At 66.2% G+C, this 12,988-nt stretch carries 14 protein-coding genes; 7 read left to right on the top strand and 7 right to left on the bottom strand.

Features of this window, described 5'->3' with window-relative positions:
• Positions 1 to 78: 78 nt before the first annotated feature.
• Both AB4Z00_RS06360 and AB4Z00_RS06355 read right to left on the bottom strand, forming a co-directional pair.
• A complete protein-coding gene (locus AB4Z00_RS06360) occupies positions 79 to 594 on the bottom strand; it encodes a CHAP domain-containing protein (protein WP_442045355.1) in 516 nt (171 codons plus the stop codon).
• A gap of 112 nt (positions 595 to 706) precedes the next feature.
• Entirely contained in the window at positions 707 to 1,300 is a 594-nt protein-coding gene (locus AB4Z00_RS06355) for a DUF1826 domain-containing protein (RefSeq protein ID WP_442045354.1), read from the bottom strand.
• 105 nt (positions 1,301 to 1,405) lie between these two features.
• Between AB4Z00_RS06355 and AB4Z00_RS06350 the strand changes: the two genes are divergently transcribed.
• Positions 1,406 to 1,813: a MerC domain-containing protein gene (locus tag AB4Z00_RS06350; RefSeq protein WP_166675182.1), complete on the top strand. Its 408-nt coding sequence runs from the start codon at positions 1,406 to 1,408 to the stop codon at positions 1,811 to 1,813.
• 331 nt (positions 1,814 to 2,144) lie between these two features.
• Here AB4Z00_RS06350 and AB4Z00_RS06345 read toward each other — a convergent pair whose 3' ends face one another.
• Both AB4Z00_RS06345 and AB4Z00_RS06340 read right to left on the bottom strand, forming a co-directional pair.
• Positions 2,145 to 3,524, bottom strand: coding sequence for a tetratricopeptide repeat protein (locus AB4Z00_RS06345; RefSeq protein WP_442045353.1), 1,380 nt, complete (start codon positions 3,522 to 3,524; stop codon positions 2,145 to 2,147).
• Positions 3,525 to 3,677: 153 nt separating this feature from the next.
• A complete protein-coding gene (locus AB4Z00_RS06340) occupies positions 3,678 to 4,136 on the bottom strand; it encodes an XRE family transcriptional regulator (protein WP_132267590.1) in 459 nt (152 codons plus the stop codon).
• A gap of 107 nt (positions 4,137 to 4,243) precedes the next feature.
• On the opposite strand from AB4Z00_RS06340, the gene AB4Z00_RS06335 reads away from it, so the two are divergent.
• A complete protein-coding gene (locus AB4Z00_RS06335) occupies positions 4,244 to 4,972 on the top strand; it encodes a murein L,D-transpeptidase catalytic domain family protein (protein WP_442045352.1) in 729 nt (242 codons plus the stop codon).
• Positions 4,973 to 5,024: 52 nt separating this feature from the next.
• Here the strand turns inward: AB4Z00_RS06335 and AB4Z00_RS06330 are convergent, their stop codons facing one another.
• Both AB4Z00_RS06330 and AB4Z00_RS06325 read right to left on the bottom strand, forming a co-directional pair.
• Entirely contained in the window at positions 5,025 to 5,336 is a 312-nt protein-coding gene (locus AB4Z00_RS06330; protein ID WP_442045351.1) for a hypothetical protein, read from the bottom strand.
• Positions 5,337 to 5,633: 297 nt separating this feature from the next.
• Positions 5,634 to 6,044, bottom strand: coding sequence for a nuclear transport factor 2 family protein (locus tag AB4Z00_RS06325; RefSeq protein WP_314467299.1), 411 nt, complete (start codon positions 6,042 to 6,044; stop codon positions 5,634 to 5,636).
• A 119-nt stretch (positions 6,045 to 6,163) separates the two neighbouring features.
• Here AB4Z00_RS06325 and AB4Z00_RS06320 point away from each other — a divergent pair, with 119 nt between their 5' ends.
• The 4 genes from AB4Z00_RS06320 (at position 6,164) to pyrC (ending at position 9,181) form a co-directional block, all read left to right on the top strand.
• Positions 6,164 to 7,171: an NADP-dependent oxidoreductase gene (locus tag AB4Z00_RS06320; RefSeq protein ID WP_442045350.1), complete on the top strand. Its 1,008-nt coding sequence runs from the start codon at positions 6,164 to 6,166 to the stop codon at positions 7,169 to 7,171.
• A 4-nt stretch (positions 7,172 to 7,175) separates the two neighbouring features.
• A complete protein-coding gene (locus tag AB4Z00_RS06315) occupies positions 7,176 to 7,526 on the top strand; it encodes a Rieske (2Fe-2S) protein (protein ID WP_132267585.1) in 351 nt (116 codons plus the stop codon).
• Between the two features lie 76 nt (positions 7,527 to 7,602).
• Complete coding sequence (locus tag AB4Z00_RS06310) at positions 7,603 to 8,031, top strand: nuclear transport factor 2 family protein (RefSeq protein ID WP_442045349.1); 429 nt, start codon at positions 7,603 to 7,605, stop codon at positions 8,029 to 8,031.
• A 112-nt stretch (positions 8,032 to 8,143) separates the two neighbouring features.
• The gene (pyrC, locus tag AB4Z00_RS06305) at positions 8,144 to 9,181 is read left to right on the top strand and encodes a dihydroorotase (RefSeq protein WP_442045348.1); all 1,038 of its coding nucleotides are present in this window, start codon (positions 8,144 to 8,146) and stop codon (positions 9,179 to 9,181) included.
• Between the two features lie 104 nt (positions 9,182 to 9,285).
• Here pyrC and AB4Z00_RS06300 read toward each other — a convergent pair whose 3' ends face one another.
• On the bottom strand, positions 9,286 to 11,805 hold the full coding sequence (locus AB4Z00_RS06300; protein ID WP_442045347.1) for a TonB-dependent receptor: 2,520 nt from the start codon (positions 11,803 to 11,805) through the stop codon (positions 9,286 to 9,288).
• A 162-nt stretch (positions 11,806 to 11,967) separates the two neighbouring features.
• Here AB4Z00_RS06300 and AB4Z00_RS06295 point away from each other — a divergent pair, with 162 nt between their 5' ends.
• The gene (locus AB4Z00_RS06295) at positions 11,968 to 12,978 is read left to right on the top strand and encodes an NADP-dependent oxidoreductase (protein WP_442045346.1); all 1,011 of its coding nucleotides are present in this window, start codon (positions 11,968 to 11,970) and stop codon (positions 12,976 to 12,978) included.
• Positions 12,979 to 12,988: the final 10 nt, after the last annotated feature.

Raw genomic sequence — 12,988 nt, 5'->3', positions numbered from 1 at the left:
CATTACTCAATACGCGATCGAGCGTGTTATCAATATGTTACAAATGGGACATCTTGCAGTGACGCCGGTTCGCGGAACTCAGCCGGCGCTGCTGGCCTCATCGTCATCCCTGGCCGTGGCGAGTTCGGTGGCGGAGCCGGTGTCGCTGCTGCCATAGATGAAGCCGAAGGTGGGGTTCTCACGCGAACCGAGGGCGTGGCTGGGGCCGTACCAGACGCGCACGTTGCTCCAGTCGCCCGCCTCGGAAACGTCCTCGGCCAGCGCGCTGTGTTCGATCACGCCGGGGCCGGACCAGTTGGCATGATCGAGCAGGACATGGCGGGCGTCCACGACTTCGCGGATCATCGCGACATGGCCATAAGGCATGGCCGAAGTGGACTTGAACACGAGGACGGAGCCGGTCTGCGGCAAGTGGCCGCGCTTGTAGCTGCCCTGGGCCTGTTCCCACCAGGTGGCCGCATTGCCATGGATGCCGATCCCCGACTGCGCGCGGGCATAAGGCACGCATTGCAGGTGCTGCGCCAGAGCCGGGCTGGCAAAGGCTTGAGCGGCAAGGGAAAGGAGGGCGGCAGCGACCAGGGAGACCTTCTTCATGAGGGGACGTTATAACGTCTCTGATTTTGGAAGGTAGCCCGGCCCCGGCGAGATGATCGCACGGGGCGCACCGTTCGTCGCTCTGCGGGGAACCGAATCGGTGGAGCAGCGCTTAGCGGCTCGGGTTCGAATCGATAACCAGCACCAGGCGGGTTTCACCGGAGTCTGCGATGGGCGGTGACCGGTGCAGGATGGACGGTTGCTCGCGCAGCAGCCTGCCTTTGAACACGCCCACTTCTCCCGCTTTCAGCGCATGGATGCGTTCATGGTCCACGCGTTTCCACTGCGTGCCGATCCCGCGATAAGTGGTGATCGTGCGGAGCGTGACATAGTCGGCGTGGAATTTGCGGCAGGCGTCGGTCTCGACCACTTCGAGGCGGATCGTCACACCCGGCTTTCCGGCCACCCGGGCGTGGAGGCGGGCCAGCAGCGCCACGTCGGCCAGCAGGGCCGGGCAGGGCGCATGGCCGCTTTCGATCAGGCGCGGGGCCAGCGCCGCTGCGGCCTGGTCCGCAAGGCACGTCAGCAGCACATCGTCGGCACGGTCGAGATCGAGCGTCTCCACCTCTTGCGCCAGAGAGGTGTCCAGCGCGCGGGTCCAGATTGCCAGGTCCACGTCGCCGCACGCAATGTCGTGAAGCGCCTCGGCGTCCGGTCCCACGGACAGGGCCGTGCACGCGTCCGGGCGCTCCCGTTCTTTCTTCATGGCAGTTTTTTTCACGGCAGGCCCTTTTCAACGGAGATCGCATCGCCAAGTAGTAGCCAGAATGTAATGTTGTATCATCACTTGATCAAGCAGGAGCCGAATTCGATGAGCGAGCGTTGCGAAAGCCGGGACCATGTCCGGGGGCGGCTCCTGGCGGACATTGTGGAATCGACGGCGATCTCGGCTTCGACGCTCTGCATGATCCACTGCCTGGCGCTGCCGCTCTTGCTGTTCCTGCTGCCGGGGCTGCTGGGCGCGTTCTTCCAGTCCGAACTGTTCCATATTGCCGCGCTGGGGCTGGTGGCCCCGGCGGCGCTGGCGGCTTTCCTGCTGGGCTATCGCCGGCACGGCGCTGCGGGGCCGGCGATCCTGGGCGTGGGCGGCATCGCCTGTCTCGTGCTGGCGATCCTGAACAGCGACCATGCCCTTCTGGGCGAGACGGCGCTGACGGTGATCGGCAGCCTGTTGCTGGTCGCGGGCCATGGCTGGAACTGGCGCAAGCGGGTCGTCTGAGTGCAGCGCTATTTTCAGACGCAAAAAGTAGGCCCCGCGGGTCCTACACCCGACGGGGCCAGTTTATGGGTCGCTTTCTGCAAGCGCCGGCCGGTCAGATCCCCCGATCCCCGCAACTTCGTTGGAAGTTGCCGCCCCCGGCGCCCATGCACACGTCATACAACGAAACGCGTGATTCTATGATGATGCAAATTGCTGCAAATTGCGGAAGAGCGCTGAATTGCATCAGAAAGTCAGAACGATAGGGGCATGGCATCCCTGCCGAACGTGCGCATGAACACAGATCGAAAACCCGGCCTTTCAAGGCACTCCGCCTGACCCGATTTTCCTCTCAGGGAAGGGCCTGCCTGGGTACTGGCGGCACCAGTTGCTTGAGCAGGCCCATGACCTCGCGGTCGTCCTTCCACCCTGCTTCGATCCGGCGGGTGACCGGGCGCGAGTACCAGTGCTCGCCCAGCATGACGGCCTCGTGCATCAATCCCACCAATTGCTCACGGTCTTTCATCGACGCGGCGTAGAAGGCCGGTGTCTGGCGAATGCGCCGTCCGCCCTGCGCGATTTCGGAAAGGGCATCGGCAATCATCAGGCGGTGGGCATGGGCGGGATCCTCGGCGACCGCGCGGGTCATCCGGGCGGAGAGTCGTTCGGTGGCGGGATCGTGGCGCAGGCGGGCGAAGTCCGCGAATTCCCGCGCGAAGCCGTGGATGTCGCCCTGGCCAAGATAGATCCACGATAGGCAGCTGCTGACCGTGGCGTCCTGCGGATAGGTGCGCTTGAGATCGAGCAGAGCGGCCAGCGCCTGCGCATCATGGCCGGCCTGCCATCTGGCCCAAGCGTGCTCCACCGCGATCGGCTGGGATCCGGGCAGGAGCGCCACGGCGCGCTGGTAATAGCGCTCCGCCCGGTCGCTCTCGCCAAGGTCGGAAAGGATGTTGGCCAGCCAGAAGTACGTCAGCCCGTCGTTGTCGTCGTCATGCAGGGCGTCGGCGAAGGCCTTGAGCGCGGCGGCGGGGTCGTTGTCCCACCAGTAGTCGATGAACCCCTCGGCGCGGTGTGCGCTGGCGAGGCCCGAATCGAGTTCGAGCGCCTTGGCGGCGGCGATCCTGGCCTTGCCGAAGGCTTCCGCGTCGCTGACATCGCCATATTCACGGTAGATCAGCCAGGTTTCGGCCAGTCCGGCGCGCGCGGGGGCATAGTCCGGCTCGCGGGCGATCACCGCGCCGTAAAGCTGGATCGCCGCTTCCAGGTCCTTGGGGCGGCGATGGGCCCAGGCGTCCCGCGCAGCGATGAAGTCGCGCGCGGCCGCCGGGTCGCGGGGAAGCTGCTCATGCCGGTTTTTCGGCCAGGCCAGCAGTCCCGCCGCCAGCAGAAGCGGCAGCGCAATAACCAGCGCCATGGGCCAGGACCAGCGCTTGCGGGCCGGAACGGGCGCGGCGAGAGGCAGGGACGGCAGGGGTAGGGATGTCGATGCGGGCGGGGATGGCGCGGCTTCGGCGGCAGGTCCGGCAGCGCCTTCTTCCACGCCGGGATTGCGGCTTTCCCATTCCGCCAGTTCGTGCCGATAGGCGAAGACGGTTTTCTGCTTGCCGCCGGGAAGCTGGTGGATCGGCAGTCCCCGTTCGCGCGCCCACCGCGCGACCGTGGTGCGGTCCCTGCCGAAATAGGCCGCTATCGCTTTCCAGCCATCCAACCGGCGTTCGTCTGAAGTCATGCAGTTTCGCGACCCTGTGCCTGGCGCCAGCCTAGCTACTCAGGGCGAGGCGCTCAAGCCGGCTCGCAAGCGAGGCGAATCGGGCAGGCAGGGCGGAATGGCGGCTTTCCGGGCACGCGGGTCCTGCCGCGTCCCATTTCCGGACGGTTGCCGTCAGCGTATCGCCTCGGCGCGGGCGATCAGCGCGTCGAGCGCCGTGCGGCCGTGGCGCAGTTCCTCGATGATCTTGCGCAGCTCCGCCACGGTGATCCGCGAGCCGCCTTCGCTGTCCACGGACTGGACCTCGACGATTCGGTGCAGGGCTTCGACGATGGCGAGGACGGGGTCCATCGGCAGGGTGGCATCGGCCAGCGGCACGGCGCGCACTTTGCCGAGGGCCAGGAAGGGGTCGATCGCGCCCGGTCCGAACTCCTGTTCGATTCGCGCGAGAATCAGCGGATCGAGGCTCGTCGCCCGGCCGCGCGCATTGCGGATCGTCCCGGTGGAGCAGCCCAGTCGGGTAGCCAGCTGGGCGTCGGACAAATCCCCGTTCTTCTGGAGGTTACGGATGATCGAAGCGACCGCCAGGCGGTAGTCCTCACTCGAAAGTCTAGCGGATCGGCCTGTCGTCATGGTGTATGAACCTTTCACGTCTTTCGATGCGGGGACAAGAGCTTGTGGCGAAGGAGGCGAATCTGGCCAAGACTTTGTCGACGGAATCGCTATATGGCACCGAGGATATGAAGTTCAGCCGTCGCAATCTGATCGTTGCAGCCACCGCGTTCGCAGCGACATCGTCCTCTGCAGCCCGCGCCATCTCGTCCGCATTGCCGGAGCGGGGGCGTGGTGCTTCGCTTGTCCTCCCCAACGTCGGGCCCAAGACCGGGCCGAACGCGGGCTCGATCGCGCCGGTGTCCCCGGCCGCCTTGCCGCCGGTGCCCGCGCCGTTCCAGCCCGAGGGTATCCGCGCCGAGCTGTTCGATGCGGYGATGAAGGCGCTGGACCGCCACGATCGGCGCGTGAAGCGCGACCGGATCGGCGTGGTGGATTTCTCGGCCTCGTCCTCGCAGCCGCGCTTCCACCTGGTGGACCTGGACAATCGCAAGATCACGTCGCTGCCCGTGGCCCACGGCAGCGGCTCCGATCCCGGCCATACCGGCTGGTTGCAGCGCTTCTCGAACCGTCCCGGCTCCAACGCCAGCAGCGAAGGCGCCTATCTCACCGCCGACTATTACTACGGCGGCCACGGCCGTTCGCAGCGGCTCGTGGGCCTGGACGATACCAACAGCAACGCGCTGGAACGGGCGATCGTCATCCACGGTGCCTGGTATGCGGAGCCGAACATGATCGGGGCCCATGGCAAGCTCGGCCGCAGCCAGGGCTGCCTCGCGGTGGGGGACAGCCTCCTGGGCCGCGCCTTCGACCACCTCGGCGAGGGTCGCATGATCTACGCGGCCAAGATGGCCTGACCGGCCCGCCGCTGCCTTGCGGCCGCCGAGAGATCCCGGCGGCGCGGCAGCTTCAGATCGTCACCAGCGCGCTCACCCGGTGCGAGAAGGGATGATTGGGCGTCGATCCCCGGCTGATCTGCGAGAACATGCCCGCGCCCAGATCCGCCAGCTTGGCTTCCACCAGCGGCAGATCCTCACCCCGCTTGACGTCGAGATGGACGTGGAGCTTGCCCTTGAATTCCAGCGTCACGTCATCCGCCTCGGCAATCCGCTCGCGCAGGTCACCCAGGATGGCGGAAAGCTGTTCGTTCAATGACGGTCTGGACGAGCCGGTCCGGGGGTTCGTGGAATCGATCGAGTAAACCGTTGCGTCCTTCGGCATTCGTGGTCCCATGCTGATTGCTGCCAATGCGAGCATAACATTTCAGCGCCGATAAAGAACGTTCCGGCGAACCTTTCTGTGCATTTCTTTTGGAGTAGGGGACGGTTTTCCGCCGTTCCTGACGCTTCTCGCCCTGGTTTCATCGGCCGAGTCGGGGTGTTTTCGCGCTGAATTCAGACGAGATTTTCGCTGCGGCGCACCCCGCTGTGGCATCTTTGCCGCAATCGTGTGCCGCAATCGTTGGCGCTGTTATCGCCGGAGCCCCGGTGCGACCCGGAGGGCATCCCGGCCTGCTTCTCAGGCCTGGGCCGTCTTGGCGCGACTGGCTGCCACGAAGGGAGCGGCGTCGTAATAGAACGGCTTGATCTCGCAGCACTTTCCGTCACGAAAGCGGAAACGCTCGCAGATCTCGGCGGGCGGCAGGGCGGGATCGGCGAAGCGCAGCGACAGGATCGTCACGGCATAGTCCTTGCCCGCCGTGGTCTCGATCCGGTCGAGCGCGACCACGTCGCACAGGCCCATGACTTTGGCGTAAAGTTCACGCAACCCGTTGCGGCCACGATATTCGCCGGCCATCGGCAGGCTGTCCGCCTCGTGAGCCACGAAATCCTCGGTGAGCATGGCCGATGCCGTGTCCCAGTCGCCCGCGCCGGTGGCGGCATAGAGGCGGTCGACGAAATCGATCATCTGTTCGGGACTCATGGTCATGGCAATGCTCCTCTTCCCGCGCTCTGCTTGTGGCCGGGACTGTGACAAAGGCCGGAATTTCCCGAACCTAGCGTTTCGACTAGCAGTCCCCGCGGCCGCGCGGCGTCTAAGCTGCGCGGATGGGAAAGGTCAGACAGATAGTCCTGGCGAGGCGGCCGCAAGGCGTGCCCGTGGGGGAGGATTTCCGCCTTACGGAAATCGAATTGGCACCGCCCGGACCGGGCGAGTTCCTGGTGGCGATGCGGGTGGGCTCGGTCGATCCCGCGATCCGGGGCTTCCTTGACGATCGGCCCAGCTACGTCGAGCCGGTGGCGCTGGGCGCACCGATCAAGGGCATGTCGCTGGGCGAGGTCGTGGCATCCCGGCACGCGGACTATCCGGTGGGCACTTTCGTGCGCGCTTTCGCGACCTGGTCTGACCACTACGTTCTTTCCGGCGAGGCCTGGGGGTTGGAAAAGGTCAACCGGCAGACCGATACCGAACTGCATCACTACATGGGCGCGCTTGGCCCGGTGGGGCTGACGGCATGGGTCGGCCTGTTCGCCGTGGGCGAGGCGAAGCCGGGCGAAACCGTGGTGGTCAGCGCCGCTGCGGGCGCGACCGGGTCCACCGTCGGCCAGATCGCCCGGGCGCGGGGCTGCAAGGTGATCGGCATCGTCGGTTCGCCCGAGAAGGCGCAAGTGATCCGCGACCTCGGCTTCGACGCCGCCATCGACTATCGCGCCACGCCGGACATCGCCGCCGAAATCGCCAGGGCCGCGCCCGAGGGCGTGGACGTCTATTTCGACAATGTCGGCGGCGAAGTGCTGGAGGCGGTCCTGCCGCTGATGCGCCTTCATGGCCGCGTTGCCGTCTGCGGCATGGTCGGCCAATACAACGATGCCGACCATCCCCACGGCGTGCGCACGCTCTGGCAGCTCGTCGTCAACCGCATCCGCATGCAGGGCTTCATCACTTACGATTACCCGCAAGTGCTGGGGCAGGCGCAGGCCGAGCTGGACGCCTGGGTGGCGGAAGGCAAGCTGAAGCCGCTCGCCAATGTGCGCGACGGGTTCGAGACGCTCCCCCAGGCCTTCATCGACCTGATGTCGGGCCGCACCATAGGAAAGACTCTTGTCCGGATCTGAGACCATGAGCGAAACCTGGCATCCCCTGCTTGCCGAGGCCGATTTCCCCGAAGAAGGCAAGCTGGCGGCGCGCGTGGCCGGGTGGAGCGTGCTGGTGCTGCGCACCGAGGAAGGCTTCAATGCCGTCAACGATCGCTGCACCCACCAGGCGGCGCTGCTCTCCGGCGGGAAAGTGCGGCGCGGCGCGATCATGTGCCCGCTGCACGGCGCGCGGTTCGAGGCGGCGACCGGCCGCTGCATCGGCGGTGCCTATGCGGACTTGCGAAGGTTCGAACTGCGGATCGCGGATGGCATGATCGCGGTGGCCGTGCCCGATACTCCGCCCGGCCCAGACGAGCGCCCGGTGGAAACCTGAAAAGCGCCGGTGCCGCCACGATGTGCCCGGCAGGCATGGGCGGACCGATTTGCGAGAACCAGAACAGGAGACGACGATGCCCTACACCGGACCGTTCGAGGACCGCCTCGCCATTCGCGAGCTGCTGGAGACTTATGCCGATGCGGTGACGCGCCGCGATGCGGAGGATTGGGGCGCGACCTGGGCCGAGGATGCCGAATGGTCGCTGCCGGACTATCCCGAACTGGGCACGACGCGGGGCCGCCCGGCCATCGTCGCCATGTGGACCGAGGCGATGAAGGCCTATCCTGGCATCCTGTTCCAGGCCTGGCCCGGCTCCATCGAAATCTCCGGCGACAGCGCGACGATGCGCAGCTACACGGCGGAAGTCTATGACCACGACGGCGTGACCAAGCGCGACCGGGGCGTCTACGAGGACCGCTGCGTGAAAGTGGACGGGCGCTGGCTGTTCAGCAGCCGCTCTTTCCGCAATGTCCACCGCCAGCATGGGCCGAAGGGCTGCTGAGGACGGCAGGGCTGCCATGACGATCCTTGGGCCGATACTGGCGTCGGCCCCGGCTGCGGATTGCGCCAAATCCGGAATCGACGCCGCGCATCCAAGCGCGTAGAGCGCAGGCATGACCTCGCAGATAACGATCCGCCGCCCCGACGACTGGCATGTGCATCTCCGCGATGGCGAGATGCTGGAAGCCGTCGTCGGCTATACCGCGCGCCAGTTCGCGCGCGCCATCGTGATGCCCAACCTCACGCCGCCGGTCATCACCGTCGCCGCGGCAGAGGCCTATCGCGGGCGTATCCTGGATGCGCTGCCCGCCGGTGCGGACTTCACGCCGCTGATGGTCTGCTATCTCACCGATGACGCCGATCCGGCCGAAATCGCCCGTGGCTACGAGCAGGGCGTGTTCGCCGCCTGCAAGCTCTACCCCGCCCATGCCACCACCAATTCCGCTCACGGCGTCACCGATATCCGCAAGCTCACCGGCCTGCTGGAAACCATGCAGCGGATCGGCATGCCGCTGCTGATCCATGGCGAAGTGACGGACCGCGATATCGACATCTTCGACCGCGAGGCCGTGTTCATCGAGCGTGTGCTGACGCCGCTGGTGCGCGACTTCCCGGCGCTGAAGATCGTGCTGGAACACATCACCACGGCCGAGGCGGCCGAGTTCGTGGCCGGCAGCGGGCCGCAGATCGGCGCGACGATCACGCCGCAGCACCTCATCATCAACCGCAACGCCATCTTCGACGGCGGCATTCGCCCCCATGCCTATTGCCTGCCCGTGGCCAAGCGCGAACGGCACCGGCTGGCGGTGCGCAAGGCGGCGGTCTCGGGTTCGCCCAAGTTCTTCCTGGGCACTGACAGCGCGCCGCACGGCATCGGCCGCAAGGAAGCCGCCTGCGGCTGCGCGGGCATCTTCAACGCGCCCTATGCGATGGAAAGCTACGCGCAAGTCTTCGACGAGGAAGGCGTGCTGGACCGGCTGGAAGGCTTCGCGTCCGAGCATGGCCCGAACTTCTACGGCCTGCCCCTGAACGAAGGCACGGTGACGCTGAAGCGCGAGGACGTGACCGTGGAGGACGTGGTGACACACGGCGACATCCACGTCGTGCCCTTCCACGCGGGCGAGACCATGCGCTGGCGCTTCGTCGGCTGAGTGCCTGACTCCGCCTTGTGCACTGCGCCACGGCGCACGGCGGAAGCGGACAGGAAAAGGCCCGGCCTCCTTGCGGAGGACCGGGCCTTTTCCTTGCGCGGGGATCAGAACTTCTTGGTGACTTCGACCATGACCGTGCGCGGCAGGGTGCCGAAGCCGAGCTGGTCGGCCTTCACCCCTGCCGGCGTGCCGGTGCCGCTGCCGGTGGAAGGACCGTCGACCACGCCGGTGACGTAGAAGCGGTTGGTGAGGTTCTTGCCGATCAGGCCCAGCTGCCAGTTGTCGTCTTCGGCCCCGAAGCGGATGCCCGCGTCGAGCGTGACGTATTTGCCCTGCTTCGAAAGCGGATTGCCGAAGGCCGAGGCATAGTAGCTGTCCGAGTACTTGGCATCGACGTTCATGCCCAGCTTCATCGCCGAGCCGACCGCCATCTCGTAGTTGATGCCCAGGTTGCCGGTCCAGCGCGGTGCGACGGAGAGCGACTTGCCGCCGAGGTCCTGGCGGCTGTTGCCCGCCAGGTTGCAGCCTTCCGCGGGGGTCTGGCCGGCGTAGCAGGGGGCCAGCGGGAAGTCGGTGTAGCGGGCCTTGTCGTAGTTGATGGAGCCGTGCAGGTCGAGCCCGGGCACGCCATTGGGCGCGAACTGGAATTCGGCTTCCACGCCCTTGGTCCGCGCATCGGCGGTCAGCGTCTGGAAGGCGAAGATCGGCGAATTGAAGAAGTCCACCTGCAGGTTCTTGTACTTGTAGTTGAAGGCCGTGACGTTGAAGCGCAGCTGGCGGTCCAGCAGGGTGGACTTGAAGCCCAGCTCGTAGCCCTGCGCCTTCTCGGGGTCGAACGTCAGGTCGGCGTTGGGATCGGTCGACAGCTTCGAATTGATGCCGCCGTTGGAGAACCCGCCCGACTTGTAGGTGGTCTTGTAGGCCGCATAGACCATCAGGTCGTCGGTCGGCTTCCAGGTCAGCGTCGCTTCCGGGGACCAGTTGGTGAAATGCTGGCGCGCGGTCACTTCGCCCAGCCCGTCGGGGTCGTTCCGGTCGCGGAAGATGCCGGTCAGCAGGGGGTTGTTGTAAGGCTGGGTGAAGAAGCTGTTCTTGGTCTCGTCCGAATAGCGCACGCCGCCGGCCAGTTCGAGGGTGGGCACGATCTTGTAGGTGAGCTGGCCGAATACGGCCATGGTCTCGCCCTTGGTGAAGCTGCTCTTGGCGCTGGCGACATATTCGAGACCGGCCGGCGCGGCCGAGTTGGAGACGCCGCCCGTCATCACGTATTGCTCGAAATCGCGCTTGGTCTTCTGGTAGAGCATGCCCAGCATCATGTTGAACGGCCCGTCGAACTGCGTAAGGGCGCGGAATTCCTGGCTGAAGGCCTTCCACGAGGAGTTCTCGGTCGCCCAGGTGCTGCCCGGGCCGGTGCCGCTGTTGCTGGACTGGAAGTCGCAGGCGCAGGTCCAGCGGTTGTTGTTCCACTGGTAGTTGGTGACGGAGGAGAGCTGCAGCAGGTCGGCGTCATACGTCACGTTGAGCGTGCCGCCTGCCGAACGGTAGCGGTTGTAGAGCTGGCCGTCCTTCTTGGCGAAAGGATAGGTGGCGGCGACGTCGGCCGGCATGTTGTTCTGGTGCGTGACGAAATCCTTGCCGCAGGGATAGCCGTTGAGCTGCGAGGTCTGCCCGTTGCCGCAGGCATAGGCCACGTAGTTCCACGAGGAATTGTTGACCTCGTTGAAGTCCACCGTGCCCTTTAGGCTGACGGTCAGGCGGCTTGTCGGTTCCCATTTCAGAGTGCCGCGGGCCAGGAATTCCTCCTCGCCCGGCGCCTTGTGCGCGGCCGGCGTGGCGATATGCGAGGTGGGATTGCCATTGCCGCCTGCCAGGATGCTGACGGCATCGATGTCGGTGAAGGTGACGTCTTCGGCGACGTTGCGATAGTAGCCGCCGTCCATCTTGGAATAGCGCGCAGCCAGGCGAATGCCGAGAGTTTCGGTCAGCGGCATCGAGGCATAGCCTTCGACGCGGTATTGCTGGCTGCGGAATTCGTAGCCGCCCTTGATCTGGAACTCGGGCGTGGGGGTGGGATCGGCGGTGGTGATCGAGATCACGCCGGCCGTGGCGTTCTTGCCGAAGAACAGCGCCTGCGGGCCTTTCAGCACTTCCACGCGGGCGAGATCGAAGAAGCCCTCCTGGATCACGCGGCCCTGCCCGTAATAGGCGCCGTCGACGACGACTGCGACCGATTGCTCGATGCCGATCGAGGTCGAGGAAGACCCGATGCCGCGCAAGGTGAGCTGCGCGCCCGAGCCGTTGGACGCACGCCCGACGTTGAACTGCGGCGCGATGGCGGCGATCTTCTCCACGCTGGTGATATCGCGCGAGGCGATCTGTTCGGCGGAGATCGCGGTGACGGCCACCGGCACGTCCTGCGCGGTTTCCTGTCGCTTGCGCGCGGTGACGATGATGTCGTGGATGCCGCCTGTCGCCACGGGGCTGCCGGTGGTCGATTCGCCCTGCGTTGCCGGGGGCGCGGCGCTCGGCGTCGATGGGGCTGTATCCTGCGCGGCGGCGGGCAGCGCCATGAGCGTCATGGTCAGCGTCGTCGACGTGAGCAGGATCGATTTCGAGAATCGCATTTCAGGACCTCCCACATGTTCTTCTTGTCCTGCCTTGGTAGGCCCGGCGGCGCGCGCGGCGGCCTGTGCAAACGGATAGTCCTATCAGTTTGCACAGGTGGCGGGCCGGGGCGGCGCGGGCGACGGTGGCGGTTCGGCCCGCGCGGCCCATGGAGAGGCACCTTGACCGGCAATCGTTTCTGGCGGCTCGACCGTCATCCCGAAGGCAATAGGGATTTCGCCCGTTTCCTGACCCTGTGCGAGGAAGCCCCGGCGCCGCTGGCACCCGGCGAAGTGCGCATTGCCACCGCGTGGCTGTCCATGGACGCGGGCACCCGCATGTGGATGAGCCCGCGTACAGACGGCTATCAGCCGCCCTTGCCGCTGGGCGCCAGGATGGTGGGCCTGGTGCTCGGCCGGGTCAGCGAGACGCGCGATCCTGCCTTTCCGGTCGGCACCCTGGTGCGCGGCTTCGGGCAATGGGCGGAACAGGCGGTGGTCGTGCCTGCGCTCGCCGGGCTGGAAGCGGTGGACGAGGGGCTGGCCGATCCGCGGCAGCACTTCGGCGCGCTGGGGATGAATGCCTGGACGGCCTATGTCGGCGTGAAGGAAGTGGCGGCGGTGCGCCCCGGCGAATGGCTCGCCGTTTCCGCCGCAGCCGGGGCCACCGGCAGCCTGGCCTGCCAGGTCGGCCGCAATCTCGGTGCGAAAGTGGTGGGCATCGCCGGCGGCGCCGAGAAATGCCGCTGGCTGGTCGAGGACCTGGGTGTCGATATGGCCATCGACTATCGCGGCGAAGACGTGGCGGCGCGTCTTGCCACGATCGACGGCGGGATCGGCGCTTTCTTCGACAATGTCGGTGGGCCGATCCTCGATGCGGTGCTGCCCAATATGGCGCACTACGGGCGGGTGGCGATCTGCGGCATGGTGGCGGGCTATGACGGCGATGCGCCGATGCCCGGGCCGGCGCGCTTCGACCAGATCCTGATGCGGCGCCTGCGGGTCGAGGGGTTCTTCATTCCCGACTTCCTGCAACGCGGCGCCGAGTTCCTGCCGGTGCTGCGCGGGTGGCTCGATGCCGGGAAGCTGGCGATGCGTTTCGACGAGACGGCGGGGATCGAGAACGTGCTCACCGCCTACGAGCGGATGCTGACCGGGAAGAACATCGGCAAAGTGGTGGTGAAAGTGGTCTGAAGGCGGAACG

Origin of the sequence: Novosphingobium sp. YAF33 (assembly GCF_052113265.1) — a bacterium.
Taxonomy (GTDB): Bacteria; Pseudomonadota; Alphaproteobacteria; order Sphingomonadales; family Sphingomonadaceae; genus Novosphingobium.
The sequence above is the reverse complement of the archived record's forward strand: the minus strand, read 5'-3'. Positions and strand labels throughout refer to the sequence as shown.